The sequence below is a fragment of the Mycoplana ramosa genome (genome assembly GCF_041930185.1).
Lineage (GTDB): Bacteria > Pseudomonadota > Alphaproteobacteria > Rhizobiales > Rhizobiaceae > Mycoplana > Mycoplana ramosa.
Map to the genome: position 1 here is coordinate 182,597 of NZ_JBHEEW010000009.1, position 26,152 is coordinate 208,748.

Here is a 26,152-nt window from a genome sequence, read left to right on the forward strand (position 1 = left end):
AGAGCAAAGCCCTCAAGCGTAGCGAGACCGAAAGATCGAGACGCGCTCTACGTCTACCGGCGCCGCCCGCACAACATCTCGCGCTTGCCCGCAAAGCCGGGCCGCCGTTCCACCTCGAAGCCGGCAGCAGCGAGGTTGCGCCGGACGAAGCCGGCGGCGGCATAGGTGGCAAAGGTGCCACCGTCGCTCGTGTGGGCAAACACCTGCTGCATCAGTTCAACCGACCACATGTCCGGGTTGCGCGACGGTGCGAAACCATCGAGATACCAGGCGTCAAAGGAGAACGGGCTGTCCGCAAGCCGTTCGAGCGCCGCACCGCAAACCACGGTCAGCCGCGTCTGTTCATCGAGAACGAGGGCAATTTCACCTTCGTCCGGGGGCGAATCCGGCCACAGCGAGGCAAGGGTCTGTCGCTCCGGGTCGATCTCCGGCCAGTGCGAAAGCGCACGGTCGATGGCAGCGCCTGCGAGCGGAAAGCGCTCGAACGAGACGAAATGCAACAAGCCATTGGCCGGCCGGGCAGCGCGCCATTGCCGCCAGGTCTCACACAGGTTGAGGCCGGTGCCGAAGCCGAGTTCACCGATGACGAAGTCGCCACCTTCGGCCCAGCGTTGGGGCAGGCCGTTCCCGTGGAGGAACACGTGGCCGCATTCCAACCGCCCATCCGTGCGGCAATAAAAATGATCGCCAAAGGCCTGGGAATAGGGCATATCGCCCTCGTGCCAGTCCAGCGTCAATCCGTGCGCCGCGGAGGCGGTATCAGGAGCGTTCTCAGCCATGCCAACAGTCGATAGTCGCGCGCGCCCCGCCGGTCAACCGACACCGGACGTGCTGATCGTCGGCGCCGGGGTCATGGGGCTGTGGGCGGCGGTCATGGCGGCCCGTGCCGGCCATTCCGTGCTCGTCCTGGAGCGCGACCGCGTGGGCGCCGGCGCCAGCGGCGGGCTCCTCGGGGCATTGATGCCGCACCAACCGGATCGCTGGAACGCCAAGAAGCAGTTTCAGCTTCAGGCACTGGTCTCGCTGGAGGCGGAGATCGCGGGACTGGAAGCAGCAAGCGGGCTTTCTGCTGGCTATCGCCGGACCGGGCGCCTGATACCACTCGCTGCCGATCATCATCGCGCGCGTGCGCTCAAGCATGCCCAGGATGCGGCCGCAGCCTGGGCCATCGACGGAAAGCGCTTCTCGTTTGCCGTTCGCGACACCGGCCCGGTGCAGGGCTGGCCCGCCGCCGCGGCGATGCCGGCGGGCGTCGTGTTCGACAGCCTTTCCGGCCACATCTCGCCGCGCCGCTATCTGCACGTGCTTCGTGCCGTCTTGGCGGGGATGCCGCGGGTGGACATTCGGGAGGGAGCGAACGTCGATTCGATCGACCCGGCGACCCGCACGGCACTGCTTGCCGATGGCGGGCGTATTGGTTTCGGCCATGTCGTTCTTGCCGCTGGTGTTTCCACTTTCGACCTCTTTTCCAGCCTAGGGCTGGCGCCGGCGCGCATGATCGGAACCGCCGTCAAAGGGCAGGCAGCGCTTTTCCGGGGCGACATCGATCCGGGCCTCCCGATTGTCTTTGACGGCGGCATCTTTGTCGTTCCGCATGAAGACGGCTATTGCGCCGTCGGCAGCACCAGCGAGGACAGCTTCGACGATCCCATCTCCACCGACAGCCTCCTCAACGACGTCGTCGCCAGCGCCTATCGCCTGGCGCCGGTTCTGCGCACGGCCACGCTCGTCGAGCGCTGGGCCGGCTTGCGACCGAAGGCGATCGGGCGGGATCCGATGATCGGGCGGCACCCGGATTTTACCGCGGTCAGCCTGATGACCGGTGGATTCAAGATTAGCTTCGGCATCGCCCACGAACTGGCCCGCCTTGTCGTCGGGGAGATCGGCGGCAGCCAGGTAGAGCTGCCGCCGTCCTTCAAGGTGGAAGCGCATTTGAATTCTGCGTGTGGCAAGGGAGCTGAGCGCCACATCCACTAGGGCGGAACGCCGTGGTGGCCTTGGTTCCAAAGGGGCAATGCAAGGGGGAGGCGCTGCGGTTCCGGGCGAACGCGATCCTTCAGCCGACTGTTTCGACATCGAGCATTGGAAACGTTGGATTTTGCCTCGACTTTCCGCCCGCGGATGCTACCGTTTGCCCGAAGATTCAAGGGTGAAATCATGTCCGAATTGACCTATCCGCGCGATTTCGTGGGCTATGGCCGCGCGTCGCCCAATCCGCTATGGCCGGGAGACGCGCACATTGCCGTCCAGTTCGTCGTCAACTACGAGGAGGGGGGCGAAAGCTGCGTGCTCGACGGGGATCCGGCGTCCGAATGCCTGCTGTCGGAAATCGTCGGCGCGCAGGCCTGGCCCGGCCAGCGCAACCTCAACATGGAGTCGATCTATGAGTACGGGTCGCGCGCGGGCTTCTGGCGGCTGTGGCGGCTCTTCACCAGCCGCAACGTGCCCGTCACCGTCTATGGCGTGACGCTGGCCATGGCTCGCAACCCGGAAGCGGTCGCGGCGATGAAGGAGGCGAACTGGGAGATCGCCAGCCACGGTTACCGCTGGCTGGAGTACAAGGATTTTCCGGAAGAGATCGAGCGACAGCACATCCGCGACGCCGTGCGGCTGCACACCGAACTGACCGGCTCCCATCCGCTCGGCATGTACCAGGGCAAGCCGTCCGCCAACACGCTGCGGCTGGTGATGGAGGAGGGCGGCTTCGTATATTCCTCCGATTCCTATGCGGACGACCTGCCCTACTGGGTGAAGGGGCTGAAGGACGAACCGTTCCTGATCATCCCCTACACGCTCGAGACGAACGACATGCGCTTCGCCACGCCGCAGGGCTTCAACTCGGGCGACCAATTCTTCACCTACCTGAAGGACGCCTTCGACGTGCTTTACCAGGAGGGCAAGGAGGGCAGCCCGAAGATGCTGAATATCGGCCTGCACTGCCGTCTCGTCGGTCGCCCCGGCCGGGCCGCCGCGCTCGCCCGTTTCGTCGACTACGTGATGTCGCATGACAAGGTCTGGGTGCCGCGGCGCATCGATATTGCCCGCCACTGGCACGAACATCACAAGCCGAAGGCAGGCGAGCTATGACGGCACGCGAGGATTTCATCACCCGCTTCGGCGGCGTGTTCGAGCACTCGCCCTGGATTGCCGAGCGCGCGTTCGACGCTGGAACCGTCATCGAGCCGCTGACGGCATCCGGCGTACATCGGACCCTGACGGCACAATTCCGTGCTGCCACGCCGGAGGAACAGCTTGGCGTTCTGCGCGCTCATCCCGATCTTGCCGGCAAGCTGGCGATTGCCGGCGAATTGACGGAAGACAGCCGCAAGGAGCAGGCTGGCGCCGGGCTCGACCGTCTGAGCACCGAGGAGCATGCCCGCTTCACCGCGCTGAACACGGCCTATGTCGAGAAATTCGGCTTCCCCTTCATCATCGCCGTCAAGGGGCTGACCAAGGACGATATCCTCGCCGCCTTCGAGATGCGCATCGGCAATAGCCGGGAGCAGGAGTTTGAGACGGCAAAGGCGCAGGTCGAGCGCATCGCTCGTCTGCGGCTTGAAGCCCAGCTTCCCGGAGACGCGAATGCCTGAGACCGCCCCCACCACCGCGCCGATCGGCCTTCCGATACGTCCGCTCACGAAGGCGGCGTTTGCGCCCTTCGGCACGGTGATCGAGGCCGATCCGGCAAGGATGCGGCTGATCAATAGCGGCGCGACGGAGCGCTATCACGCTCTCGCCGAGGCCGAGGCGGTGGGCGAGGGCGCGCACGTCATCATCAACATCTTTCGCGGCAGCCCGCGGGCGTTCCCCTATGCGGTGACCATGATGGAGCGCCACCCGTTCGGCAGCCAGAGCTTTTCGCCGATCGACAACCGCCCCTGGCTTGTCGTCGTCGCCGAGGACGAAAACGGCCGGCCGGGCACGCCGCAGGTGTTTCGCGCCGGCGGACGGCAGGGCGTGAACTACCACCGCAACGTCTGGCATCACCCTTTGATGACGGTCGGCGCGGTCAGCGATTTCCTCGTCGTCGATCGCAGCGACCCTGGCGGCAACCTCGAGGAATTTTTCTACGACAGGCCGTTCATCATCGAAGATCCCGGAGCAAGCGCATGACAAAGGCTGGACGCCTCACCACCCACGTCCTCGATACCGCTCTCGGAAAGCCGGCTGAAGGGCTGACGATCGACCTCTTCTGGCTTGAAGGCGAGGAGCGGCAGCGGATCACGACCGTGAAGACCAATGCCGACGGCCGCGTCGACAGGCCGCTGGTCGAAGGCGTCGGCTTCATGGCCGGCACCTACGAACTCTTGTTCCATGCCGGTGACTATCTGCGGCGAACGGGGGTCGACCTGCCCGACCCGGCCTTCCTGAACCTTATACCGCTGCGCTTCGGCATCGCCGATCCATCGACGCATTACCACGTGCCGTTGCTGCTCTCGCCCTACGGCTATTCGACCTATCGGGGCAGCTGAGTGTTGATGTGCGGGCGGGTGATCGGAGAATGCCTATCATCCTCCAATGCCGCTTCCATTATTGAGGTTGCCGCTGCCCCTCAAATCACGGTCTTCATCGGCTTGCCCGCAACATAGGTCTCGCGCACCGCGCGGTCGTCCCCGAGCGTCTGCAGCAGGAACAGCTCGTCGGCGAGGGAGCGCACGATCTCCATTCGGAGCGCCATCGCCGGGGTGGCGGCGGCGTCGAGGACGGCGAGGTCGGCATCCGTGCCGGGCTCCAGCGTGCCGATCCGGTCGGCGAGCGACACGGCTTCGGCGTTGCCGAGCGTCATGTGGTAAAAACTCTCGAACGGGTTCAGCCGTTCACCGAGCAACTGCTGGATCTTGTAGGTCTCGTCCAGCGTCTTGAGCATCGAATAGCTCGTGCCGCCGCCGACATCGGTGGCCACCCCGATGCGCACCGGCTTGTCGCGCCGCACAAGCGATTTCAGCGGAAAGAGGCCGGAGCCGAGGAAAAGGTTCGAGGTCGGGCAATGGACGGCGACGGCGCCCGCCTCGCTCATCGCATCCGCCTCGCGCTCCGACAGATGGATGCAGTGGCCGAACAGGCTTTTTGGCCCGAGCAGGCCGTAATGCGCATAGACGTCGGTATAGTCGATCGCGTCGGGGTAGAGCTGGGCGGTGAAGCGGATTTCCTCGTCGTTCTCCGACAGGTGCGTCTGGATGTGGAGGTCGGGAAACTCACGCGCCAGCAGCGCGGTCGCTTCCATTTGCGCCGGTGTCGAGGTGATGGCGAAGCGCGGGGTGATCGCGACGTGGTTGCGGCCCTTGCCGTGCCATTCCGCGATCACCGCACGGGTCTCGTCATAGCCCATCTCAGGCGTATCGAGCAGCCCTTGCGGCGCGTTGCGGTCCATCATCACCTTGCCGCCGATCATGCACATGTTGCGTCGCAGCGCCTCGGCGAAATAGGCGTCGGCCGAGGCCTTGTGCACCGAGCAATAGGCCGCCGCCGTCGTCGTGCCGTGGCGGATCATCTCGTCGTAGAAATGCCGGGCGATGCGGGCGGCATGCGCCGGCTCGACGAAGCGGCACTCCTCGGGGAACGTGTAGGTGTGCAGCCATTCGAGCAGATTGGCGGCATAGGCGCCGATCACCTGCATCTGCGGGAAATGCACATGCGTGTCGATGAAGCCCGGCAGGATCAGGTGCGGCCGGTGGTCGATCTCTTCGGCGTCAGCGGGCGCATTGCGCCTGACGTCGGCGTAATCGCCGATTGCGGCGATCCTGCCGTCCTCGATCAGCAGGCCGCCGTCGCTTTCGTATCGATAGCTGCCCGTGTCGTCGATGCCTTCGGGCCTGCGAACGAAGCTCAGCAGGCGCCCGCGCAGGAGAGTGGCCGTCATCGTGTCTGTTCTCCGGAGACCGCATTCTCGTACCAGGCGGTCAATAACTGGCGTTCCTCCGGCGTCACGCCGGTGAGGTTGCCGGGCGGCATGGCATGGCTGCGGCCCGCCTGCAAATAGATTTCGCGCGCCAGGCTGGCGATCGCCGCGTCGTTGTCGAGGATCACCCCTTTGGGTGCAGCCTGCAAACCCTCCCAGACGGGCTCTGCCGCATGGCACATGCTGCAGCGACTGGCGACCACGTCGCGCGCGGCGGGGAAATGCGCATTGGAGGCAAACTTCTCGAAGACCGGAGCCGGGGCTGCGGCCTGGGCCGTCTCGCCGGTCAAAACCTTCGGTTCCGTCGACAGCCACATGATGACGATGAAAAGCAGCGCGGTCGCAAGCCAGGTCCAGGTGGGTCGGCCCTTGCGGGCGTGGGTGGTGTTGAACCAGTGCCGGATGGTGACACCCATCAGGAAAACCAGCGCCGCGATGATCCAGTTGAAGGCGGTGGCGAAGGCCAGCGGATAGTGGTTCGACAGCATGAAGAAGATGACGGGCAGCGTCAGGTAGTTGTTGTGCAATGAACGCTGCTTGGCGATCACGCCGTATTTCGGATCGGGCGTGCGGCCGGCAATCAGGTCGGCGACGACGATCTTCTGGTTGGGGATGATGATGAAGAAGACGTTGGCCGACATGATGGTTGCGGTAAAGGCGCCGAGATGCAGGAAGGCGGCGCGGCCGGTGAAGACCTGCGTGTAGCCCCAGGCCATCGCCACGAGCAGCGCATAAAGTATGATCATCAGTCCCCAGGTGTTTTTCCCGAGCGGCGACTTGCAAAGCAGATCGTAGAGGATCCAGCCGAGCGCCAGCGAGGCAAGCGAGATCGCGACGGCTGTTGGCGCGGACACATCGAGCACGTGGCGGTCGATCAAAAAGAGTTCGGCGCCGCCGTAATAGACGAGGCAAAGCATGGCAAATCCGGAAAGCCAGGTGACATAGCTCTCCCATTTGAACCAGGTCAGGTGCTCCGGCATCGTCGCGGGCGCCACCAGATACTTCTGGATGTGATAGAAACCGCCGCCATGCACCTGCCATTCCTCGCCATAGGCGCCGAGCGGAAGGTGGGGGCGCTGCACGAGGCCGAGATCGAGAGCGATGAAATAGAACGACGAACCGATCCAGGCGATCGCCGTGACGACGTGCAGCCAGCGCACGGCAAAGGCGATCCACTCCCAGGCTATGGCGTATTCATACATGCGTTGCCCCTCTCAAGTCTCGTTGCGGGCACTCTGCGAAAAAATCGAGGGCGAGGGAAGGGGAGCTTTGGCGGGTTCCACCGTTGTCGCGTCAATCGACGAAGGTGGGAATTTCGGACCGCAGCCAGTTGCGAAACAGCTTGATCTTCGGAACGTTGCGGCGGCTCGCCGGATAGACGAGCCAGTAGGCCTTGCCATCGGTACAGGCGATGTCAAACGGCCGGTAGAGACGTCCGAGCGCGATCTCGGTGGCATAGAATTCCGGATTGAGCATGGCCACGCCGTGGCCGGCCATGACCGTGTCAGCCTCCAGCGTCTGCGTTCCCAGATAGGTGTACGGCCGGTCTCCGAGGTCGACATCGGGAACGCCGGCTTCGGCGAACCACTGGCCCCACCAGGGGTCGGTGGGATCGAAGATCGGCAGCTTCAGCAGGTCCGCCGGCTTATGGATGCCGCCGACACTTTCGGCGAGCCTGGGGCTGAGCATCGGCGTGAAGGTCAGTTCCATCATCCGGTGTTTGGCCAGCCCCGGCCAGTTGCCGTCGCCATAGCGGAGCGCGACGTCGACCGCTTCGCGTGAGAAATCGAGCAGGTGCTGGTCGGTCAGAAGGCGCACGGCGATCGTCGGATTCTGCAGGTGGAAGGAGCCCAGATGCGGCGCCAGCCACTTCGAGGAGAACGTGTAGGTCGAACTGATCACCAGCGTGCCCTCGGCATCGTTCTGAATGGAGGCGAAGGCATCGCTGAGGATGCCGAACGCTTCGGCGACCTTCGGCGCGAGGCGCTGGCCGATCTCCGTCAGCACGATCTGGCGCGGGCGGCGCAGGAACAGCGGCTCGCCGAGCAGGTCCTCCAAGAGCTTGATCTGGTAGCTGACGGCTGTCTGCGTCATGCCGAGTTCTTCGCCGGCTCTTGTAAAACTGCCGTGGCGGGCGGCGGCGTCGAAGACGCGCATCGCGTTCAGCGGGAATTGCCGCGCCAGTTTCATGGATAAGCTCTCTTGATGCGTCCAGTCGGAGGTTCGATTGGAATTCGAGCACGTCGCGACGCAAACTGCAAGCAAGTTCAACATTCATCCATGAGGTGTCATTATGGCTTGCCAGGATTCAGACCGTGCTTCTCACACGCTTCCAACGCCGTTCAATTGGTGGGTCGGCACCCTTGTCGATGCGCTCCTCCCGCCCATGGGACGTCGCTTGCCCCGGCTCGACGTCAATGCACTGCCGGACCATCTGAAGCGGGATCTCGGGTTTCTCGATGGCCGCGTGTCAAGGAAGGGATGTGATTTTTGAGTCCTGAGCGCACGGCAGCATATGATGCCGTGCGCTTATCGCACCTTCGATCGGTCAGAGGTGCTTTAGTCGCTCCACCGCCATCAAAACCCGCTCGGGCGTTGCCGGCGCATCGAGGCGCGGGCAGTGACGATAGTCAGCGATGCTTGCGACCGCCATCGAGAGCGCTTCCAGCACCGAGATCGCCAGCATGAACGGCGGTTCGCCGACCGCCTTGGAGCGGCCGATCGTCTGCTCGGCATTTTCCGACCACTCGGCCAGTTGCACGTTGAAGATCTTCGGCCGGTCGGAGGCGAGCGGGATCTTGTAGGTCGAAGGCGCATGCGTGCGCAGGCGCCCCTTGTCGTCCCACCACAGCTCTTCCGTCGTCAGCCAGCCCATGCCCTGGACGAAGGCGCCTTCGACTTGCCCCATGTCGATCGCCGGGTTCAGCGAGCGGCCGACGTCATGGAGGATGTCGACGCGGTCGACCTGGTATTCGCCCGTCAGCGTATCGATCGACACCTCCGAAACGGCGGCGCCGTAGGCGAAGTAGTAGAACGGCGAGCCGATGCCCTTGGCGCGATCCCAGTGGATCTTTGGCGTCTTGTAGAAGCCGGCGGCCGAAAGCTGGACGCGGGCGAGATAGGCCTGCCGGATGAAATCGGCAAACGGGATCAACGTCTCGCCGACGCGGACATGATGCGGCACGAAGGCGATCTCCTCCGGCGGCAGGTTCCACTTTTCCGCGGCAAAGGCGACGAGACGCTCCTTGATCTGGCGGGCCGCGTCGAAGGCGGCCATGCCGTTGAGGTCGGAGCCGGAGGACGCGGCCGTGGCCGAGGTGTTCGGCACCTTCGCCGTCGTCGTCGCGGTGATCTTCACCTGCGTGATGTCGACCTGGAAGGCATCCGCCAGCACCTGCGCCACCTTGGTGAACAGACCCTGGCCCATCTCCGTGCCGCCGTGGTTCAGGTGGATCGAGCCGTCCTGGTAGACATGCACCAGCGCACCCGCTTGATTGTACCAGGTGGCGGTGAAGGAAATGCCGAACTTGACCGGCGTCAGCGCGATCCCCTTGCGGATCACCCGGCTCTTCGCGTTGAAGTCGAGGATGGCCGCGCGGCGGGCCTGGTAGTCCGATGAGCGTTCCAGCTCGTCGACGATGCGGCCGACGATGTTGTCCTCGACCGGCTGATGATAGGGCGTCAGGCTGCGCGCCGAGCCCGCCTCGCCATAGAAATTGGCCTTGCGGATCGCCAGCGGGTCCTTGCCGAGCGCATAGGCAATTTCCTCGATGATCCTCTCGCCGCCGACCATGCCCTGCGGCCCGCCGAAACCGCGGAAGGCGGTGTTGGAGACGGTGTGGGTTTTCAGCGGCTGCGAGGTCAGTTGTACGTGCGGATAGAAATAGGCGTTGTCGGCGTGGAACAGCGCACGATCGGTGACCGGACCGGAGAGGTCGGAGGAAAAGCCGCAGCGGGCGGCATAGTTCGCCTTTACCGCGTGGATCCGGCCGTCGTCGTCGAAGCCGGCCTCGTAGGAGACGAGGAAGTCGTGCCGCTTGCCGGTCGCCGTCATGTCCTCGTCGCGGTCGGGCCGGAATTTTACCGGGCGCTTGAGCCTTTTGGCGGCAATGGCGGCAATGGCCGCAAACTGGTTCGATTGCGTTTCCTTGCCACCGAAGCCGCCGCCCATGCGGCGCACCTGGACGGTGACCGCGTTGGAGGGCACGCCGAGCGCATGGCCGACCATGTGCTGCACCTCACTCGGATGCTGGGTCGAGGACCAGACGGTGACCTCGTCGTCCTCGCCGGGGATGGCAAGCGCAATGTGACTTTCGAGATAGAAGTGATCCTGGCCACCGATCCGCATCTGCCCACCGAGGCGGCGGGGGGCGTTTGCCAGTGCCGTGTCGGCATCGCCGCGCGATAGCGTCAGCGGGTCGGTCACGAGTTGAGCGCCGTGCGCGAGGGTGTCGGTCACATCGGTCCAGTGCGGCAACTCGCGATATTCAATCTTCGCGAGCCGGGCGGCCCGGCGCGCGGCCTCGCGCGTGTTCGCGATCACCGCGAAGACCGGCTGGCCATGGAACTCGACCTTGCCCTCTGCCAGGACCGGCTCGTCGTGCCGGCCGGACGGGCTGATGTCATTGACGCCGGGCACATCTGCGCCGGTCATCACCCAGACGACGCCGGGGGCGGCGCGCACGGCGGAAAGGTCCATCGACACGATCTCGGCATGCGCCCTGTCGCTCATGCCAAGTGCCGCATGCAGCGTGCCCTCCGGCTCCGGCATGTCGTCGATGTAGTCGGCGGTGCCGGCCACGTGCTTGTGCGCCGAATCGTGCCGGAGCGGCGCGTGCATCGGCGCGGATATCGTCTTGCGGTCCTGGAAGGTGGCGCGATCCATCAGTGTTCGCCTCCGGTATTTTCGTTTGTCGTCCGTGGCGCGCCCCTCATCCGTCTGCCGGCACCTTCTCCCCGCAAGCGGGGCGAAGGAAGGTTGCCGCGCCCGCGCCAGTTCCCTCTCCCCGCTTGCGGGGAGAGGGTCAGGGTGAGGGGCCGGTCGCAATGCGGCCGTGATCGTTTCAGCGCAGCCGCCATCACGCCAACTCCTCGAAGCGTGCCAACCGTGCCGGTTCGCCGGACGATTCCAGGAGGAACCGGGTCAAGAGGTTCTTTGCCGCCAGCATGCGGTAGTCGGCGCTTGCGCGCCAGTCGGTGAGCGGGGTGTAGTCCGTCTCGAAGGCAAGGCGGGCAGCCGAGACGGTTTCTTCCGTCCACGGCCTGCCCTTCAGAAACGCTTCGACATGGCTTGCCCGTTTCGGTGTTCCGGCCATGCCGCCGAAACAGAACCGTGCCGCGCTGACGCGCCCATTTGCATCGAGCGCGATCCGGAAGGCGCCGCAGAGTGCCGAAATGTCCTCGTCGCGCCGCTTCGAAACCTTGTAGACGGCAAAATGCTCGCCCGCGGGCGGCGTGGGAACGAACAGGCTTTCGACGAACTCACCGGGGAGGCGGTCCTGCTTGCCGTAGGCGATGAAGAAGTCTTCGAGCGGCAATTCACGCCGGCCGGCGGTGGAGCGCAAGGTCAGCCGCGCGCCGAGCGCAATCAGCGGCGGCGGCGTGTCGCCGATTGGCGAGCCGTTGGCGATGTTGCCGCCGATCGTGCCCATGTTGCGGACCTGCTCGCCGCCGATGCGGCCGATCAGTGGCCGAAGGGCTGGCACGAGACCGGCCAATGCGTCGCAGGCCTGCGTATAGGTCACGCCGGCGCCGATCGTCAGTCCCTCGGGGCTGAGGGAGATCGTCTGCAACTCGGGCAGGTGATTGATGAAGACGACCGGATCGAGGTCGCGCATCTGCTTGGTTACCCACAGACCGACATCGGTGGAGCCGGCAACCACCGTCGCTTTCGGTTCCTGCGCCAGCACCTCGGCCAGATCGTCGACGCAGGCGGGCACGATGACCCGGTCCCCCGGCGCGCCGAGCCGGATCGTCTCTTTCGGCGCCAGCGCGGCAAGCTTCTCCGTCACCTTTTCGCGCATGCGTTCGATCGGGTCGAAGACGGCACTGGGACGCGCTGCGGCCATCGCTTCGGCCGCCTTCACGATCGGCTCGTAGCCGGTGCAGCGACAGAGGTTGCCCTGCAGCGCCCGTTCGATCTCCGGCCGACCGGGCCGGTCGTCGGCCAGCCACAGCCCGTAGAGCGACATGACGAAGCCGGGTGTGCAGAAACCGCATTGCGAGCCGTGGTGATCCACCAGCGCCTGCTGCACCGGATGCAGCGCGCCGTCGGCGGAGGCGAGATGCTCGACGGTGACGACATGGGTCGCATTCATCGAGCCCAGCAGCCTGATGCAGGCGTTGACGCTTTCATAAACGAGCGCCCCGTCGAGCAGCCGGCCGACCAGCACCGTGCAGGCGCCGCAATCGCCTTCGGCGCAGCCCTCCTTGGTTCCCGTCAGCCGGCGATGCAGCCGCAGCCAGTCGAGCAGCGTGCGCGTCGCCGGAACGTCGGCAAGCGCGATTTCCTCATCATTGAGAACGAAACGGATGGTGTTGGACTGAATTTCCATGAAATCTGATCTCGCGTAGCTACTGCGCCGTCCAGCCGCCGTCGATGGAGATGTGTGTGCCGGTGATCGAGCGGGCGGCGTCGCTGGCCAGGAACAAGGTGGTCGACGCCACTTCCTCCACGGACACGAATTCCTTGGTCGGCTGGAATTTCAGCATGACGTCCGACTTGACCTGCGCCTCGCTGATGCCGCGCGCGCGTGCCGTGTCGGGGATCTGCTTTTCGACAAGCGGCGTCAGCACGTAGCCGGGGCAGATGGCGTTGACGGTGATGCCGTTTTCGGCGACTTCCAGCGCGACGCTCTTGGTCAAGCCCATGATACCATGTTTGGCCGCCACATAGGCCGCCTTGAACGGCGAGGCGATAAGCCCGTGGGCCGAGGCGATGTTGATGACGCGGCCCCAGCCTTTCGCCTTCATGCCGGGGATCGCCGCGCGGATCGTGTGGAACGAGCTCGACAGGTTGATCGCGATGATCTGGTCCCACTTCTCGACCGGAAAATCCTCGATCTTCTCGACGTGCTGGATGCCGGCATTGTTGACCAGGATGTCGACGCCGCCGAATTCGGAGGCGGCAACCGCCATCAGGTCGGCGATCTCGGCGGGTCTGGTCATGTCGGCCGGATGGAAGATCACCTTGCCGGCGCCGAGGCCTTCGAGCCGCTCGCGAAGGGCTTCCACTTCCGTCAGGCTGCCCAGGCCGTTGATGACGACATTGGTCCCGCTCTTTGCAAAGGCGGTGGCGATGGCCAGGCCGATGCCGCTGGTGGAGCCGGTGACGACGGCTGTTTTCATGTCTGCTTCTCCCATTTCTATCCAGCAGCCTTCGCGGTAGCCTACGCGCAAAGACTGGACGGTTGCAATCGGCTATTCGGCCTCAAACATGCCATTAGTTGTGAGTCCTGATTTGCGCTTTACTTTCTTTTGGCATTCGTTTTGATGTCATGCTGAAGAAATCCGAAGGGCCGTCGGGAGCGGCCGTCGACGCTGGGAGGATTATATGGGCGGCCACATACTCGCGATCGACCAGGGAACGACATCGAGCCGGGCGATCGTCTTCGACGACAGCCAGAAGGTCGTGGGTGTCGGACAGCGCGAGTTTGCTCAGCATTTCCCCCGTTCCGGCTGGGTCGAGCACAATCCCGAGGACATCTGGGAAAGCGTGATCTGGTCGGCGCGCGTGGCGCTCGAACAAGCCGGGATCGGTGCCGCCGACCTCGCCGGCATCGGCATCACCAACCAGCGGGAGACCGTGGTGGTCTGGGAGCGCGACAGCGGCCGATCGATCCACAACGCAATCGTCTGGCAGGACCGGCGGACCGCAAGCCATTGCGAAGACCTGAAGAAACAGGGGCTCGAAGAGATCTTTACCGCGAAGACCGGGCTGCTCCTCGATCCCTACTTTTCCGGCACGAAGCTCGCCTGGATCCTCGATAACGTCGAAGGGGCCCGGGCGCGGGCCGCGCGCGGCGAACTGTGCTTCGGCACCGTCGACACGTTCCTGATCTGGCGGTTGACCGGCGGCAGGGCCTTTCGGACCGACGCGACCAATGCCAGCCGCACGCTGATGTACAACATCGCGACCGATGGCTGGGACGACGAACTCCTCGATATCCTGAAGGTGCCGAAGGCCGTCTTGCCGGAGGTGCTCGACTGCGCGGCCGATTTCGGCGTCACCGTAAGGGAGCATCTCGGCGCCGCGGTGCCTATCCTCGGCGTGGCCGGCGACCAGCAGGCGGCGACGATCGGCCAGGCCTGCTTCGAGCCCGGCATGATGAAATCCACGTACGGTACTGGCTGCTTTGCGCTTTTGAACACCGGCGCGGACATGGTGCGCTCGAAGAACCGGCTGCTGACGACGATCGCCTACCGGCTGAACGGCGAGACCATATATGCCCTCGAAGGCTCGATCTTCATCGCCGGCGCGGCCGTCCAATGGCTGCGCGACGGGTTGAAATTGATAGGTGCGGCTCCCGAGGCCAGCGAACTCGCGGCGAAGGCCGACCCGATGCAGGAGGTCTACCTGGTGCCTGCCTTCACCGGCCTCGGCGCGCCGCATTGGGATGCGGAGGCGCGCGCGGCGATCTACGGCATGACCCGCAACACCGGCCCGGCCGAGTTCGCCCGCGCGGCCCTGGAAGCCGTCTGCTACCAGACGCGCGACCTGCTGGACGCCATGCATGGCGACTGGAAGAACGGCGGCAGTGAGACCGTCTTGCGCGTCGATGGCGGCATGGTCGCTTCCGACTGGACGATGCAGCGGCTCGCCGACATTCTCCATGCCCCCGTCGATCGTCCGACGATCCTGGAGACGACGGCGCTCGGCGCTGCCTGGCTGGCCGGGCACCGCGCCGGGGTGTGGCCGGACAAGGCGGGGTTTGCGAAATCCTGGGCGCGCGACCGGCGGTTCGAGCCGAAGATGGACGAGAAGGCGCGCGCCGCCAAGATCGCCGGCTGGCGGGACGCGGTGCGGCGGACGTTGAGCGCGGGGTAGGGGACGAGCTCCCGTCCTGGAAAGACCGGTCAGCAATTCGGCCAGTAGGTCCAGACATTAGCTGCCAACGGATTTGACGCACTTTTGCCTGAGCAGAGACCGAAGGGGCCGACAATCCGGAACCAGTGGGCTCTTCTGGACCTCGCTTGCAAATGCTATGAGCGTCGGCCATGCACCCATCCCCGACCCCTGTTGCAGGCCGATCCTGCGGAACCTGCACGCTCTGTTGCCGGCTGCCCGAAATCGACCTCTTCGATAAACCCGCGAATGCCTGGTGCCGGCATTGTGTCGAGGGCAAGGGCTGTTCGATCTATGCGGATCGGCCTTCGGTCTGCCGGGATTTTCTCTGTCTCTGGATGACTGACGAAGGGCTCGCGGAAGCGTGGGAGCCATCTCGCTCGCACATGATGATCTACCGGCAGGGGCCTCAGATTACGGTGCTCGTCGACCCTGACCATCCCGACATCTGGCGGAGTGAGCCATACCATCCCCAATTGCGAGCGTGGGCCAATGAGGCCGAGCCCACCGGCGGCTATGTCATCGTTTTCTCGCCGGACGACGTGGTCAAGATCTGATCCAGCAGCGCCTTCTGTCAAAAATCAAAAATAATCCGGTGCGCCCCGTCGGCATCGGCGCTACTCCTACGTCTTTCCAATGACGGGAGGGATCGATGCTTTACGCCGTGCTTTGCTACAATTCCGAGGAAGCCGTCTCTGCCTGGAGCAAGGACGAGGAGGACAAGGTGATGTCCGACCTCGCCGCAGTGGAGAAGAAGTACGCCGCCGCCGGCAAGCTTGGACCAGTGGCGCGGCTGATGCCGACGACGGCGGCGACGACGCTGCGCAAGGCGCCCGGCGAAAGCGTGGTCATCGACGGTCCGTTTGCCGAGACGAAGGAACAGTTCCTCGGTTTCTTCCTTGTCGACATGGAGACGCTCGACGAGGCGATCGCGTTTGCCAAGGAACTCGCTGTCGCCAATCCCGGCGTCGGAGCCTATGAGATCCGGCCGCTGCGGGTCTTCAAACCGGGTGGAGCACTGAAACCGCTGTGAGCGAACTTGGCTGGATCGACCTCGCCCTGACCTCCGCCCGTCCGCAGGCGATGGGCGCGCTGCTGCGCTATTTCCGCGATCTCGACCTTGCCGAGGAGGCGTTCCAGGAGGCCTGTCTGCGGGCGGTCCGAACATGGCCCGAGAAGGGGCCGCCGCGCGATCCGGTTGCCTGGCTGATCCTGGTCGGGCGCAACAGCGGCATCGACCATTTGCGCAAGCGCGCCAGACAGCAGCCGCTGCCGCCCGAGGAGATGCTGTCCGATCTCGACGATGCCGAGAGCGATCTCGCCGAGCGGCTGGACGGCTCGCATTATCGCGACGACATCCTGCGGCTTTTGTTCGTCTGTTGCCATCCCGACCTGCCGGCGACGCAGCAGATCGCATTGGCGCTGCGCATCGTTTCGGGCCTGTCGGTGCGCCAGATCGCCCGCGCCTTCCTCGTTTCGGAAGCGGCGATGGAACAGCGCATCACGCGGGCGAAGGCGAAGATCGCCGCGGCCGGTGTGCCGTTCGAGACGCCGGATTCGGTTTCGCGCGCCGAACGTCTCGGCGCCGTCGCGTCGATGCTCTACCTCGTCTTCAATGAAGGTTATTCGGCGGGCGAGACCGGACGTGCAGACAAGCCTTTCTGTGAGGAGGCGATCCGGCTGGCCCGGCTGCTGTTGCGGCTTTTTCCCTCCGAACCGGAAATCATAGGCCTGACCGCCCTGCTTCTCTTGCAGCATTCCCGCCTCAAGGCGCGCTTCGACGCGAATGGCCAGATCGTGCTGCTGGAGGACCAGGACCGCAGCCTGTGGGATGGCCGAATGATCCGCGAGGCACTTGCTCTGCTCGACAAGGCGATCCGGCACCGTACGCCCGGCCCGTTTCAGGTCCAGGCGGCGATTGCCGCTCTTCATGCGCGCGCGGCGCGGGCCGAAGACACGGACTGGACCGAGATCGACCTGCTTTACCAGTCGCTCGAACGCCTCCAGCCTTCGCCTGTGGTGACGCTCAATCGCGCGGTGGCGGTGTCCAGGCTGCAAGGACCGGAGGCCGCGCTGGCGCTGATTGCGCCGCTGGAGGAACGCCTCGACGGCTATTTCTATTTCCACGGCCTGAAGGGCGGATTGTTGAAGCAACTCGGCAGGGGGCGCGAGGCGCACGAGGCGTTCGAGCGGGCAATCGCGCTGGCGACGACGCCGGCCGAGGCGGCGCATATCCGCCAGCATCTCGATTGCCTGACGGGCGACATAGCGGCGGGCGCATCGTAATTTTCTGGCGACGATGTCGGATGGCCGATGTGCCGCTCGTCCTTGCCGCGAACCATGCAACCGAAAACGAAACGAGGAACCGACCATGGATCAGACTGCCGAGACCATGCCCGCAAACGAACGCGAACTGGTGCTGACCCGCATCCTGAACGCCACGCCCGCCCAGCTCTTCAAGGCGTGGACGACGCCGGAGCTGATGACGCAGTGGTTTGCGCCGAAGCCCTACGAGACGCCTGTCGTCGAGATCGAGCCGCGCGACGGCGGCAAGTTCCGCACGGTCATGCGCGGGCCGAACGACTTCCACATGGATTCGACCGGCGTGCTGCTGAAGGTCGAGAAGGACAGGCGCCTGATCTTCACCGACGCGTTCGGGCCGGACTGGAAACCGACCGAGAAGGCGTTCTTCGCTGCCGAAATCCTCTTCGAGGATGCCGGCAACGGCAAGACCCGCTACACCGCGATCGCCCGCCACTGGACCGCGGAAGACTGCCAGGCGCACGAGAAGATGGGCTTCCACGAGGGATGGGGCAAGGTCGCCGAGCAGTTGGAGGTGGTGGCTTCGAAACTCTGATGAGCTAAGAGGGGGGTGAGGACTGCCGCCCAACGGGGCGAAGACCAACCCATCCAGCCGTAATCCCGGCCTTGAGCCGGGATCCAGCCGCGTCTGCTCCGCAAAGTGTTTTGCGCGCAAGGAATTTGTGCGCGCTGGATGCCGGATCAAGTCCGGCATGACGGACATTTTTTCGGCCGCCAGACGCCAATGGTGGTCTACTGATCCGCAGGCGGAAACTCTACGTCCAGATGCCGAAACGCTGCTGCATGTAGGCGAGGCTTCGCCGGTTTGCATCCTTGCGGTTGAAGCCCCCGATGGTCGAGCGATAGAGTGATGCGATGTCGTGCGCGGCCGTCGTCGCCGGTTCCTCGATGCCGGCCGGCAGCCAGATGGGGATGCCTTTCCAGGCCAGGAGCCCCGAAAGCCATATGTCGTCGACGGTCCAGACCTCGTCGGGAATTGTGTAGGCGGTGTCGTCGAAGAAGTCGGGGCGCACGACGACGCCGCCGAGCCCTTGCAAGATATCGACATAGCCGGCCTTGGCGATCGGGCGACGCATGGGCTTCGGCCGGTCGAGGCGAAAGACGCTCGAGGCGAGCTTGTGCTGGATCCGGCGCATCCGAAGCTTCAGGTCGAGCTTGGAGGTGCGTTCGGCCTTCGGTTGGAACGGCCCCGGCTTGCCCCTGCCGACTGGCACGTGCTTTCCGTTAAGTGCCACGCATTCACCGGGACGCGCTTCCTGCGCCGCAAGGAGATCGCCGGCCCAGGTCGGGGAAAAGACCTTGTCGTCGTCGCAAAACAGGATCTGCGCCGGCCGCCCGCGCAGTCCTCGCGCGGCAAAGAGCACCTTTGACGCTGGCCCCAGATCCTCATCGGTCCGGACGATGGTGACGCCCTCGGGGACCTCCGGGACATGGCCGTCATAGTCCGGAAACCGGCGGTAGCGATAAGGTACATAAAGCCGGATTTCGTCGACCGGCCCGCGCTGCCGGACGAGACTGTCCAGCGTCGGTCCCAACGAGCCGAAGCGCGGCGGGATGGTGGAAAGCGAGACGATGCGCACGACAGCCCCCCGCGAAGAACGGTCTGGCGATAGAAACAACCATTTGCAGCTTATTTTGGAGGCACTTTCGCTCGTGGAGCGCTTCAGGAACGGATTGTTTCCTAGTTCCGCCCTTTCCAGCGCCCGTTTGCGCCCATATCTCTAGCGCAATCGACAATCCGGAGCGCATCCATGGAACTTGGCCTTCACACCTTTGCCGACGTAGATCCCGCAGCCGCCGACAGGGGGAGGGAAGGCGAACGCCGGCTGCGGCAGCTTCTCGAGGAGATCGAGCTTGCCGATCAGGTGGGGCTCGATGTGTTCGGTCTCGGCGAGCATCACCGGCCGGACTATGCCGCTTCGGCACCGCCCGTCATCCTCGCCGCGGCCGCCGCGCGCACGAAGCGGATCCGGCTTTCCAGTTCCGTCACCGTGCTGTCTTCGGACGATCCGGTGCGCGTGTTCCAGCAGTTTGCCACGCTCGACCTTCTGTCGGGCGGGCGGGCGGAGATCATGGCGGGCCGCGGTTCCTTCATCGAATCCTTCCCGTTGTTCGGTTACGATCTGAAGGACTACGACCAGTTGTTCGAGGAAAAGCTCGACCTGCTTCTGGCGATCAACGACAATGAGAAGGTGACCTGGCGCGGCGAGTTGCGCGCTCCGATTCCGGGGCTGGGCGTCTATCCACGGCCGTTGCATGGCAAGCTGCCGATCTGGATCGCGGTCGGCGGCACGCCGCAATCGGTCGCCCGCGCCGGCGCCTACGGTCTGCCTTTGGCATTAGCGATCATCGGTGGCACGCCCGCGCGCTACGCGCCGCTTTTCGATCTCTATCGCGAGGCCGCAAGCCGCGCCGGGCAGGACGCCTCGAAGTTGAAGACGAGCATCAACGTGCACGGCTTCATCGCCGACACGTTCGAGGGCGCGGCGGACCAGTTCTACGGACCGCAGTCGACGGTGATGAACCGGATCGGTGCCGAACGCGGCTGGGGGCCGACGAGCCGGGCGCAGTTCGATCTCGCAACCGGACCCGAGGGGCATCTCTTTCTCGGCGATCCGGAGACGGTGGCAAACAAGATCGTCGCGCATCACAGGATTTTCCGCAACGACCGGTTCGTGCTGCAGATGGCGATCGGGATGATGCCGCATGACCAGCTCCTGCGCGGGATCGAGCTTTACGGCACCAAGGTGTCGCCGCTGGTGCGCAAGGCGTTGGCCGGGGACGCAGCCGGCAATGCCGCGGGCTGAGCAAATGGCATTCTGGGTCGGCCCATGATAAGCACCCTGCCGAAAGCGAGACGAGATGACCTTGAACAATGATGACGATCTGCGCGGCATGCAGGCGATCGGCCGCCTTTGCGGCAATGTGCTCCAGCACATGGGCGCTTCCATCCGACCGGGCATGACGACGGCGGAGCTGGACCTGATCGGTCGGCGCATGCTGGAACAGGCCGGCGCCCGCTCGGCGCCGGAGACCTGCTACAAATTTCCCGGTGCGACCTGCATCAGCGTCAACGAGGAAATCGCCCACGGCATTCCCGGTGACCGGGTCATCGCCGAGGGTGACCTCGTCAACATCGACGTCTCGGCCGAACTCGACGGTTACTTCGCCGATACGGGCGCCTCGTTCACCGTCGGCCGCGTCGCGCCGAATGTCGATCGTCTCTGCCGAGACGGCAAGCGTGCCATGTGGGTCGGGCTGAAGGCGGTCAAGGCGGGCGGGCCGTTGTCGACGATCGGCAACGCGATCGGCGCCTTCGCCCGCAAGAACCGCTACACGCTGGTGAGCAATCTGGCGAGCCACGGCGTCGGCCGCTCCCTGCACGAGGAACCCTCGGAGATCGCCACCTGGCCGGATCCGCACGAGAAGCGGATGATGACCGACGGCCTCGTCTTCACCGTCGAGCCGTTCCTGTCGCTGGGCGCGAACTGGGCGGAAAACGGGGACGACGACTGGACGCTCTACAGCGAACCGCGCGCGCCGACGGTGCAGTTCGAGCACACCGTCGTGGCGACGAAGAACGGCCCGTTGATCCTGACGCTGCCCGGCTAGAACCCGCGGGCCGGCCACCGTTCAAGAAGAATTGGGCAACCCTTCAGAAATTGTCGTTTGCACGGGCCGTGCTGCACTGCAATAACCTGTCGCCATGCTGCACGTCTCCAAACCGTCCGTCGCCCATCCGCTGCCCGTCGCACTTGCCGGTGCGGTAACACTCGCTGCCGTCATGGGGTTCGGGCGGTTCTTCTACACGCCGGTGCTGCCGGCGATGATGGCGGACCTCCACCTCGACCCGGCCCAGAGCGGTCTGATCGCCGCTGCCAACTTCGCCGGCTACCTCGCCGGCGCCATACTCGCCGGCTATGGCTGGGCGGCAGGGCACGAGCGGCGGCTTGCGCTTTTGGCACTGGCCGCGAATGCCGCCCTGCTTGCCGTCATGGGCTTTGCCAGCACCTTGCCGGCCTTCGTTATCATCCGCTTCCTTGCCGGACTGGCCAGCGCCTTCGGGCTGGTGTTCACGTCCGGCATCGTGCTTTCCCACGGGCTTGCGGCCGGCGACACACGCGTTCCCGTCATCCACTTCTCCGGCGTCGGGGCCGGAATAGCGCTCTCGTCGTTGCTGGTGATGGAACTGTCCTCGTTCGAGCATGGCGGTTTCGCCGCCTGGCGGCCGGACTGGATCGTTGCGGCAATTTTCACCAGCCTTGCGCTCGTGGCGGTGAGCCTGCTCCTGCCGCGAACCGGCGCCGGGGTGTCGGCCCGGCCAGAGCCGGCGCTTTGCTGGACCCGTCCGCTGGCTGCGCTGGCATTGAGCTACGGCCTGTTCGGTATCGGCTATGTCGTGACCGCAACGTTCATCGTCGCAATCGTCCGCGACGGCGGGGCCGATCCGTTGCTCGAAGCACTGACCTGGTTCGTCACCGGATTGACGGCGGCGGTCTCGCTCGCCTTGTGGAAGTGGCCGCAGCGCAGGCTTGGCCTGCTGGGCGGGTATCGGGCCGCCCTCCTGCTGGAAGCGCTGGGGGTTGCCGCCACTGTAATCCTGCCGATGCCGGTATCGGTTCTGGTGGGCGGCGTGCTGCTCGGCGCGACCTTCATGGTCATTACGGCCTACGGGCTGCAACTCTGCCGCGCCATGGCGCCGGAAAGTCCGCGCCGGTCCCTGGCGACGATGACCGCGGCCTTCGGCGTCGGGCAGATCGTCGGGCCACTGGCCGCCGGATGGCTCGCCGCAGAAAGCGGCAGCTACGGACTTCCGAGCCTGATGGCGGCTGCAATCCTGACGGTTGCGGCACTCGTTACGCTGCTCGCGAAAGGCGAGGGTTCGATTAAATCTCGGTAATGGACAGTGCCGCCGATTGTTGCCGTTGGTAAACTGCTCTAGTTTCCAGCCAAATCGGAGCGCATGAGCCGTTCCTGTACAGAGAGACGATCACCTTGTTTCATTCCTTCTTCCCCGAGCCGAAAAAGTTCTTCTTGTCGGCGCTTCTTTGGACGGCCGTGACGGTGGCCTTCTGGTATCTATTCGGCGACAGCCTGGGCACCGCGCTTGGCCTGCCGCCTTTGGCGGAGGGGCAGCAGCCGCCGATCGGCCTCGGTCACTTCTTCACCACGGCCTCGATCTGGTTCTACATCTACTTCCTCGCCGCGATGGCGATATTCTGCGCCTTCTGGCAGGTCTACGCCGCGGACCATCCCTGGCGGACGTGGTCAGTGTGGGGGTCGGCGTTCATCATTTTCACCGTCTATTTTTCCGTCGATATCAGCGTGGCGCTGAACAACTGGCGACGTCCGACCTATGACCGCATCGTGGAGGCGTTGAAGGCTCCAAATACGGTCGGCTACGCGGAAATCTACGGATATGTCTTCACGTTCTTCCAGTTGGCGACGGTCTATATCGTTTCGGCGGTTCTGATCAGCTTCTTCACCAGCCATTATCTGTTCCGCTGGCGGACGGCGATGAACGATTTCTACTATTCGGTCTGGCCCAAGGTGCGCCACATCGAAGGCGCCTCGCAGCGTATCCAGGAAGATACGATGCGCTTTGCCACGACCGTCGAGGGCCTTGGCGTGCGCCTCGTCGATTCCTTCATGACGCTGATTGCCTTCCTGCCGGTCCTGCATGCGCTCTCTGCGAGCATCAAGGAGTTGCCGGTGGTCGGCGCCATTCCCTATCCGCTGGTGACGGCCGCGATCTTCTGGTCGCTGTTCGGCACCGTCATGCTCGCCATCGTCGGCGTCAAGTTGCCGGGACTGGAGTTCCGCAACCAGCGCGTCGAGGCGGCCTACCGCAAGGAACTCGTCTATGGCGAGGATCACGCGGACCGCGCCCAGCCTCTGACGATCCGCGAGCTCTTCGCCAACGTGCGGAAGAACTATTTCCGCCTCTACTTCCACTACATGTATTTCAACGTCGCTCGCTACTTCTACCTGCAGACGGACAACATTTTCCCGCTGTTCCTGCTGGTGCCCTCGGTCGTCGCCGCGACGATCACCTTCGGCCTGATGCAGCAGATCCAGGGCGCGTTCGCACAGGTTACGAGTTCGTTCCAGTACCTCGTCAATTCCTGGCCGACCGTGATCGAGCTGATCTCGATCTACAAGCGCCTGAAGGCCTTCGAGGCGGCGATCGACGCAAAGCCGCTGCCCGATATCGACGAGCAGTTCATCGCCGCCGGCGGCGTCGAGGAACTGGCCCGCTAAAGCATGTCGCGCAAAAGGTGCGCAGCGGTTTTGCGACAACGACACGCGATGAAACAATACCTAAAGCGCGGGAAGCGCGCGCTTTAGAAGCTCAGAGCCCTTCGGAGGCGGTCTTCTCCGTCTCCGAAGTCTTGACCAGCCTGTTCATTGCCTCGCGGTGGCTGACGCAGGCGACGTCGGGCTTGCCGCACACCTCGCTCAGAAAGCGGTCGAGCGCGCGCCAATAGGCGCCGGCGTTCATCTCGACGAAATGGAAACCAAGTTGCAGCGGGATGCGGTCGCCGGAATACTGCGTCTCGAATGCGGTGCGGTAGGCCGCGAGCGTCCGCTCTTCGTAAGCCGCGCTGTTGCCGGCGTCCTCCTTGCCGCGCGAGTGACGTACGTAGAGGTTGTAATCCATCGCCACCACCGGCTTGGCCGAGGGTCCCTCCGCGATCAGGGGCAGGGCGAAGCGAACAAGGTCGTCGCTTACCGCTGGAACTGCCGGCCCTTTCGAAACGGTACTGGCGTCATAGCGGAAACCGAAGTTTCGCAATGCCTTGCCCAGCGCCGGGCTCGATGACAGATAGGGCGCGCGAAAGCCGACGATCTCATTTTCGGCGAAATCCCTCCATTCGAGAGGCTCGCGCTCGGCGGCTCCGGCATTCTGCCAGGCATCGCGCAGCGTGTTGCGGAAAAAGTCGAACTCCTGCGCCCAGTCCTCGGCGCTCCACTTGGCACCGTCGAAATGGCCGCAGGCGTGATTGCCGATCTCGTGCCCCTCGCTGCGGGCGCGCCAGATCTGGTCGAGCCGTGCGACGACGTCGGCGTCGTCCGGCGCAAAGCCGACATTCGACTTGCCGCGCTTCTCGTGCGGCGCCTGGTAGCCCTTGCGGTTTTCCTTCGTCATCACGAAGGTGCAGGAAAGGAAATAGGTGAAGCTGGCCCCCGTGCGCTGCGCGATCGCCCGGCTTCGCTCCCACAGCGCGTTGTCGTGTGCGCCGTCGAACGAGACGATCACGAGCTGCTCCGGCTTGACGCCCGTTTGCTGCGCGTCGCTTGCAAGAACCGGAATGCTGGTGAGGGAAAGGGCAAGAAGGGAGGAAAGGCTTGGACGTATCATGACTACCGCGGCAATTTGCAAAGGGGCCTAATCCTTTGCGAATGCGGCAAAGCCATGTTCCCACTGGAAATTGCCTGTGGGGAACGCTATCCCATGGCCAGGGTTGCATCGGATCTCATGACGGAAGGCGGATTTCCATGACTTTGTTGGTTGCCGGTATCATTGTTTTCATCGCCACGCATCTGTTGCGCCCCTTTGCGCCCGACCTGCGGGCGCGAGCAATTGCCAGCCTCGGCAAGTCCGGATTCATGGCGGTCCATGGCATCGTCTCGCTGCTCAGCCTGGTGATGATGGCCTATGGTTTCGTCCTGGCGCGCGAGAACGGCGGCAGCGTCCTTTACCAGCCGCCCGTCTTCATGGGCCACATCACGCTGACGTTGATGCTGATTTCCTCCGTCTGCCTCGTCGCCGCCTTCCTGCCTGCCGGCTACATCCGTACGAAACTGAAGTTTCCAGCGCTGGCGGCGATCAAGCTCTGGGCATTCTCGCACTTGCTGGCGAACGGCGAGAGCTATTCGGTGCTGCTCTTTGGCGCGATGCTCGCCTGGGCGGTGATCCTGCGCATCACGCTGAAGAAGCGGATTGCCTCCGGGGAGGCGACGCTGCCGGTTTTTGTTTCGGTTACCTACGACCTCATCGCCATCGTGCTCGGCGTGGCGCTCTATGGTGTGATCGTGCTGAAGCTGCACGAGTGGCTGATCGGCGTCGCGCCCCTGGTGATGTGACCGGAAGGGCCGGAGGCTGAATTCGCCGCTGCCCCCTTACAACGCGTCAAAAATCGGGTAGAAGCGCGAAATCCGATCATTTGTGAAAGCCGGACCGAGAATGGCAAACCAAGACGACAGCTTTATCCGCGAGGTCAATGAGGAACTCCGCTCCGACCAGATGCGTGCCATCTGGCAGAAGTTCGGCCGTGTCCTGATCGGCGCGGCGGTCCTGCTCGTCCTCGGCACCATCGGCAAGGTGGGCTATGAGTACTGGCGGGAGACCGAAGCCTCCGCCGCCGGCGACCGGTTCCTTTCCGCCCTGACGCTGATCCGCGAGGATAAGAAGGAAGAAGGGCAGAAGGAACTCGCTGCCCTGGAAAAGGACGGCTTCGGTGCCTATCCGGTGCTGGCGCGCATGCGCTCCGCCTCGCTGCTGGCGGAGAACGGCGACACGGCCGGTGCGGTCGCGGCGTTTGCCGCAATCGCCAAGGACGGCTCCATCCCGCAGGCGCTGCGCGATGCCGCCCGCCTGCGTGCAGCCTATCTCCTGGTCGATAGCGGATCGTATGAGGACGTATCGGCCGAAGCCGAGCAATTGACGAACCCGGCCAGTGCGATGCGCCATTCCGCCCGCGAAGTGCTTGGCCTCTCCGCCTACAAGCACGGCGACTTCACGCGTGCGAAGGAGTGGTTCGAAGCGATCACCGGCGATGCGGAAAGTCCGCGTAACCTCGCCAACCGTGCGCAGATCATGCTGGACCTGATCGCCGCCAGCGGCAAGGCCTCCTGAAGCCGCG

At 64.4% G+C, this 26,152-nt stretch carries 25 protein-coding genes; 16 read left to right on the plus strand and 9 right to left on the minus strand.

Going from position 1 to position 26,152, the window contains the following annotated elements; translation table 11 throughout:
• Positions 1-53: 53 nt before the first annotated feature.
• Complete coding sequence (gene mnmC2, locus JNC62_RS13605) at positions 54-779, minus strand: tRNA (5-methylaminomethyl-2-thiouridine)(34)-methyltransferase MnmC2 (protein WP_374839548.1); 726 nt, start codon at positions 777-779, stop codon at positions 54-56.
• Between mnmC2 and JNC62_RS13610 the strand changes: the two genes are divergently transcribed.
• The 5 genes from JNC62_RS13610 to uraH all read left to right on the plus strand — a co-directional run bounded on the left by JNC62_RS13610 (position 778) and on the right by uraH (position 4,472).
• Positions 778-1,977, plus strand: a complete 1,200-nt coding sequence (locus JNC62_RS13610) for an NAD(P)/FAD-dependent oxidoreductase (RefSeq protein ID WP_374839549.1) — start codon at positions 778-780, stop codon at positions 1,975-1,977. The two genes, mnmC2 and JNC62_RS13610, sit on opposite strands and share 2 nt — an antisense overlap.
• A gap of 180 nt (positions 1,978-2,157) precedes the next feature.
• Complete coding sequence (puuE, locus tag JNC62_RS13615) at positions 2,158-3,087, plus strand: allantoinase PuuE (protein ID WP_374839550.1); 930 nt, start codon at positions 2,158-2,160, stop codon at positions 3,085-3,087.
• Positions 3,084-3,590, plus strand: coding sequence for a 2-oxo-4-hydroxy-4-carboxy-5-ureidoimidazoline decarboxylase (uraD, locus tag JNC62_RS13620; RefSeq protein WP_374839551.1), 507 nt, complete (start codon positions 3,084-3,086; stop codon positions 3,588-3,590). The genes puuE and uraD overlap by 4 nt, the downstream gene beginning before the upstream one ends.
• The gene (locus JNC62_RS13625; protein ID WP_374839552.1) at positions 3,583-4,113 is read left to right on the plus strand and encodes an ureidoglycolate lyase; all 531 of its coding nucleotides are present in this window, start codon (positions 3,583-3,585) and stop codon (positions 4,111-4,113) included. The genes uraD and JNC62_RS13625 overlap by 8 nt, the downstream gene beginning before the upstream one ends.
• Complete coding sequence (gene uraH / locus JNC62_RS13630; RefSeq protein WP_374839553.1) at positions 4,110-4,472, plus strand: hydroxyisourate hydrolase; 363 nt, start codon at positions 4,110-4,112, stop codon at positions 4,470-4,472. The genes JNC62_RS13625 and uraH overlap by 4 nt, the downstream gene beginning before the upstream one ends.
• A gap of 80 nt (positions 4,473-4,552) precedes the next feature.
• Here uraH and guaD read toward each other — a convergent pair whose 3' ends face one another.
• The 6 genes from guaD to JNC62_RS13660 form a co-directional block, all read right to left on the minus strand.
• The gene (gene guaD / locus JNC62_RS13635; RefSeq protein WP_374839554.1) at positions 4,553-5,860 is read right to left on the minus strand and encodes a guanine deaminase; all 1,308 of its coding nucleotides are present in this window, start codon (positions 5,858-5,860) and stop codon (positions 4,553-4,555) included.
• Complete coding sequence (puuD, locus tag JNC62_RS13640; RefSeq protein ID WP_374839555.1) at positions 5,857-7,101, minus strand: urate hydroxylase PuuD; 1,245 nt, start codon at positions 7,099-7,101, stop codon at positions 5,857-5,859. The genes guaD and puuD overlap by 4 nt, the downstream gene beginning before the upstream one ends.
• 91 nt (positions 7,102-7,192) lie before the next feature.
• Positions 7,193-8,089, minus strand: a complete 897-nt coding sequence (locus JNC62_RS13645; protein WP_374839556.1) for a LysR substrate-binding domain-containing protein — start codon at positions 8,087-8,089, stop codon at positions 7,193-7,195.
• 358 nt (positions 8,090-8,447) lie between these two features.
• Positions 8,448-10,784, minus strand: coding sequence for a xanthine dehydrogenase molybdopterin binding subunit (gene xdhB, locus JNC62_RS13650; protein WP_374839557.1), 2,337 nt, complete (start codon positions 10,782-10,784; stop codon positions 8,448-8,450).
• 193 nt (positions 10,785-10,977) lie between these two features.
• Positions 10,978-12,453, minus strand: a complete 1,476-nt coding sequence (xdhA, locus tag JNC62_RS13655) for a xanthine dehydrogenase small subunit (RefSeq protein WP_374839558.1) — start codon at positions 12,451-12,453, stop codon at positions 10,978-10,980.
• Between the two features lie 19 nt (positions 12,454-12,472).
• Positions 12,473-13,246, minus strand: coding sequence for a 3-hydroxybutyrate dehydrogenase (locus JNC62_RS13660; RefSeq protein ID WP_374839559.1), 774 nt, complete (start codon positions 13,244-13,246; stop codon positions 12,473-12,475).
• Between the two features lie 205 nt (positions 13,247-13,451).
• On the opposite strand from JNC62_RS13660, the gene glpK reads away from it, so the two are divergent.
• The 5 genes from glpK (at position 13,452) to JNC62_RS13685 (ending at position 17,820) form a co-directional block, all read left to right on the plus strand.
• Positions 13,452-14,945, plus strand: a complete 1,494-nt coding sequence (gene glpK, locus JNC62_RS13665) for a glycerol kinase GlpK (protein WP_374839560.1) — start codon at positions 13,452-13,454, stop codon at positions 14,943-14,945.
• A gap of 356 nt (positions 14,946-15,301) precedes the next feature.
• On the plus strand, positions 15,302-15,520 hold the full coding sequence (locus JNC62_RS13670) for a hypothetical protein (RefSeq protein WP_374839561.1): 219 nt from the start codon (positions 15,302-15,304) through the stop codon (positions 15,518-15,520).
• Positions 15,521-15,615: 95 nt separating this feature from the next.
• Positions 15,616-15,996 (plus strand): YciI family protein, encoded by a 381-nt coding sequence (locus tag JNC62_RS13675; protein ID WP_374839562.1) that lies wholly within the window; start codon positions 15,616-15,618, stop codon positions 15,994-15,996.
• A complete protein-coding gene (locus tag JNC62_RS13680) occupies positions 15,993-17,249 on the plus strand; it encodes an RNA polymerase sigma factor (RefSeq protein WP_374839563.1) in 1,257 nt (418 codons plus the stop codon). The genes JNC62_RS13675 and JNC62_RS13680 overlap by 4 nt, the downstream gene beginning before the upstream one ends.
• Before the next feature lie 85 nt (positions 17,250-17,334).
• Complete coding sequence (locus JNC62_RS13685; protein WP_374839564.1) at positions 17,335-17,820, plus strand: SRPBCC family protein; 486 nt, start codon at positions 17,335-17,337, stop codon at positions 17,818-17,820.
• Positions 17,821-18,040: 220 nt separating this feature from the next.
• On the opposite strand, the gene JNC62_RS13690 is transcribed toward JNC62_RS13685, so the two are convergent.
• The gene (locus JNC62_RS13690; RefSeq protein ID WP_374839565.1) at positions 18,041-18,865 is read right to left on the minus strand and encodes a glycosyltransferase family 2 protein; all 825 of its coding nucleotides are present in this window, start codon (positions 18,863-18,865) and stop codon (positions 18,041-18,043) included.
• A 171-nt stretch (positions 18,866-19,036) separates the two neighbouring features.
• On the opposite strand from JNC62_RS13690, the gene JNC62_RS13695 reads away from it, so the two are divergent.
• The 4 genes from JNC62_RS13695 to sbmA all read left to right on the plus strand — a co-directional run bounded on the left by JNC62_RS13695 (position 19,037) and on the right by sbmA (position 23,546).
• Complete coding sequence (locus JNC62_RS13695; protein WP_374839566.1) at positions 19,037-20,092, plus strand: LLM class flavin-dependent oxidoreductase; 1,056 nt, start codon at positions 19,037-19,039, stop codon at positions 20,090-20,092.
• Between the two features lie 55 nt (positions 20,093-20,147).
• Positions 20,148-20,897, plus strand: coding sequence for a type I methionyl aminopeptidase (gene map / locus JNC62_RS13700; RefSeq protein WP_374839567.1), 750 nt, complete (start codon positions 20,148-20,150; stop codon positions 20,895-20,897).
• 94 nt (positions 20,898-20,991) lie between these two features.
• Positions 20,992-22,185 (plus strand): YbfB/YjiJ family MFS transporter, encoded by a 1,194-nt coding sequence (locus tag JNC62_RS13705; protein ID WP_374839568.1) that lies wholly within the window; start codon positions 20,992-20,994, stop codon positions 22,183-22,185.
• A gap of 95 nt (positions 22,186-22,280) precedes the next feature.
• Positions 22,281-23,546, plus strand: a complete 1,266-nt coding sequence (gene sbmA, locus JNC62_RS13710; RefSeq protein WP_374839569.1) for a peptide antibiotic transporter SbmA — start codon at positions 22,281-22,283, stop codon at positions 23,544-23,546.
• Between the two features lie 91 nt (positions 23,547-23,637).
• On the opposite strand, the gene JNC62_RS13715 is transcribed toward sbmA, so the two are convergent.
• Positions 23,638-24,648: a polysaccharide deacetylase family protein gene (locus JNC62_RS13715; RefSeq protein WP_374839570.1), complete on the minus strand. Its 1,011-nt coding sequence runs from the start codon at positions 24,646-24,648 to the stop codon at positions 23,638-23,640.
• Between the two features lie 137 nt (positions 24,649-24,785).
• On the opposite strand from JNC62_RS13715, the gene JNC62_RS13720 reads away from it, so the two are divergent.
• Positions 24,786-25,373 (plus strand): NnrU family protein, encoded by a 588-nt coding sequence (locus JNC62_RS13720; protein ID WP_374839571.1) that lies wholly within the window; start codon positions 24,786-24,788, stop codon positions 25,371-25,373.
• A gap of 100 nt (positions 25,374-25,473) precedes the next feature.
• Entirely contained in the window at positions 25,474-26,145 is a 672-nt protein-coding gene (locus JNC62_RS13725) for a tetratricopeptide repeat protein (RefSeq protein ID WP_374839572.1), read from the plus strand.
• Positions 26,146-26,152 lie beyond the last annotated feature (7 nt).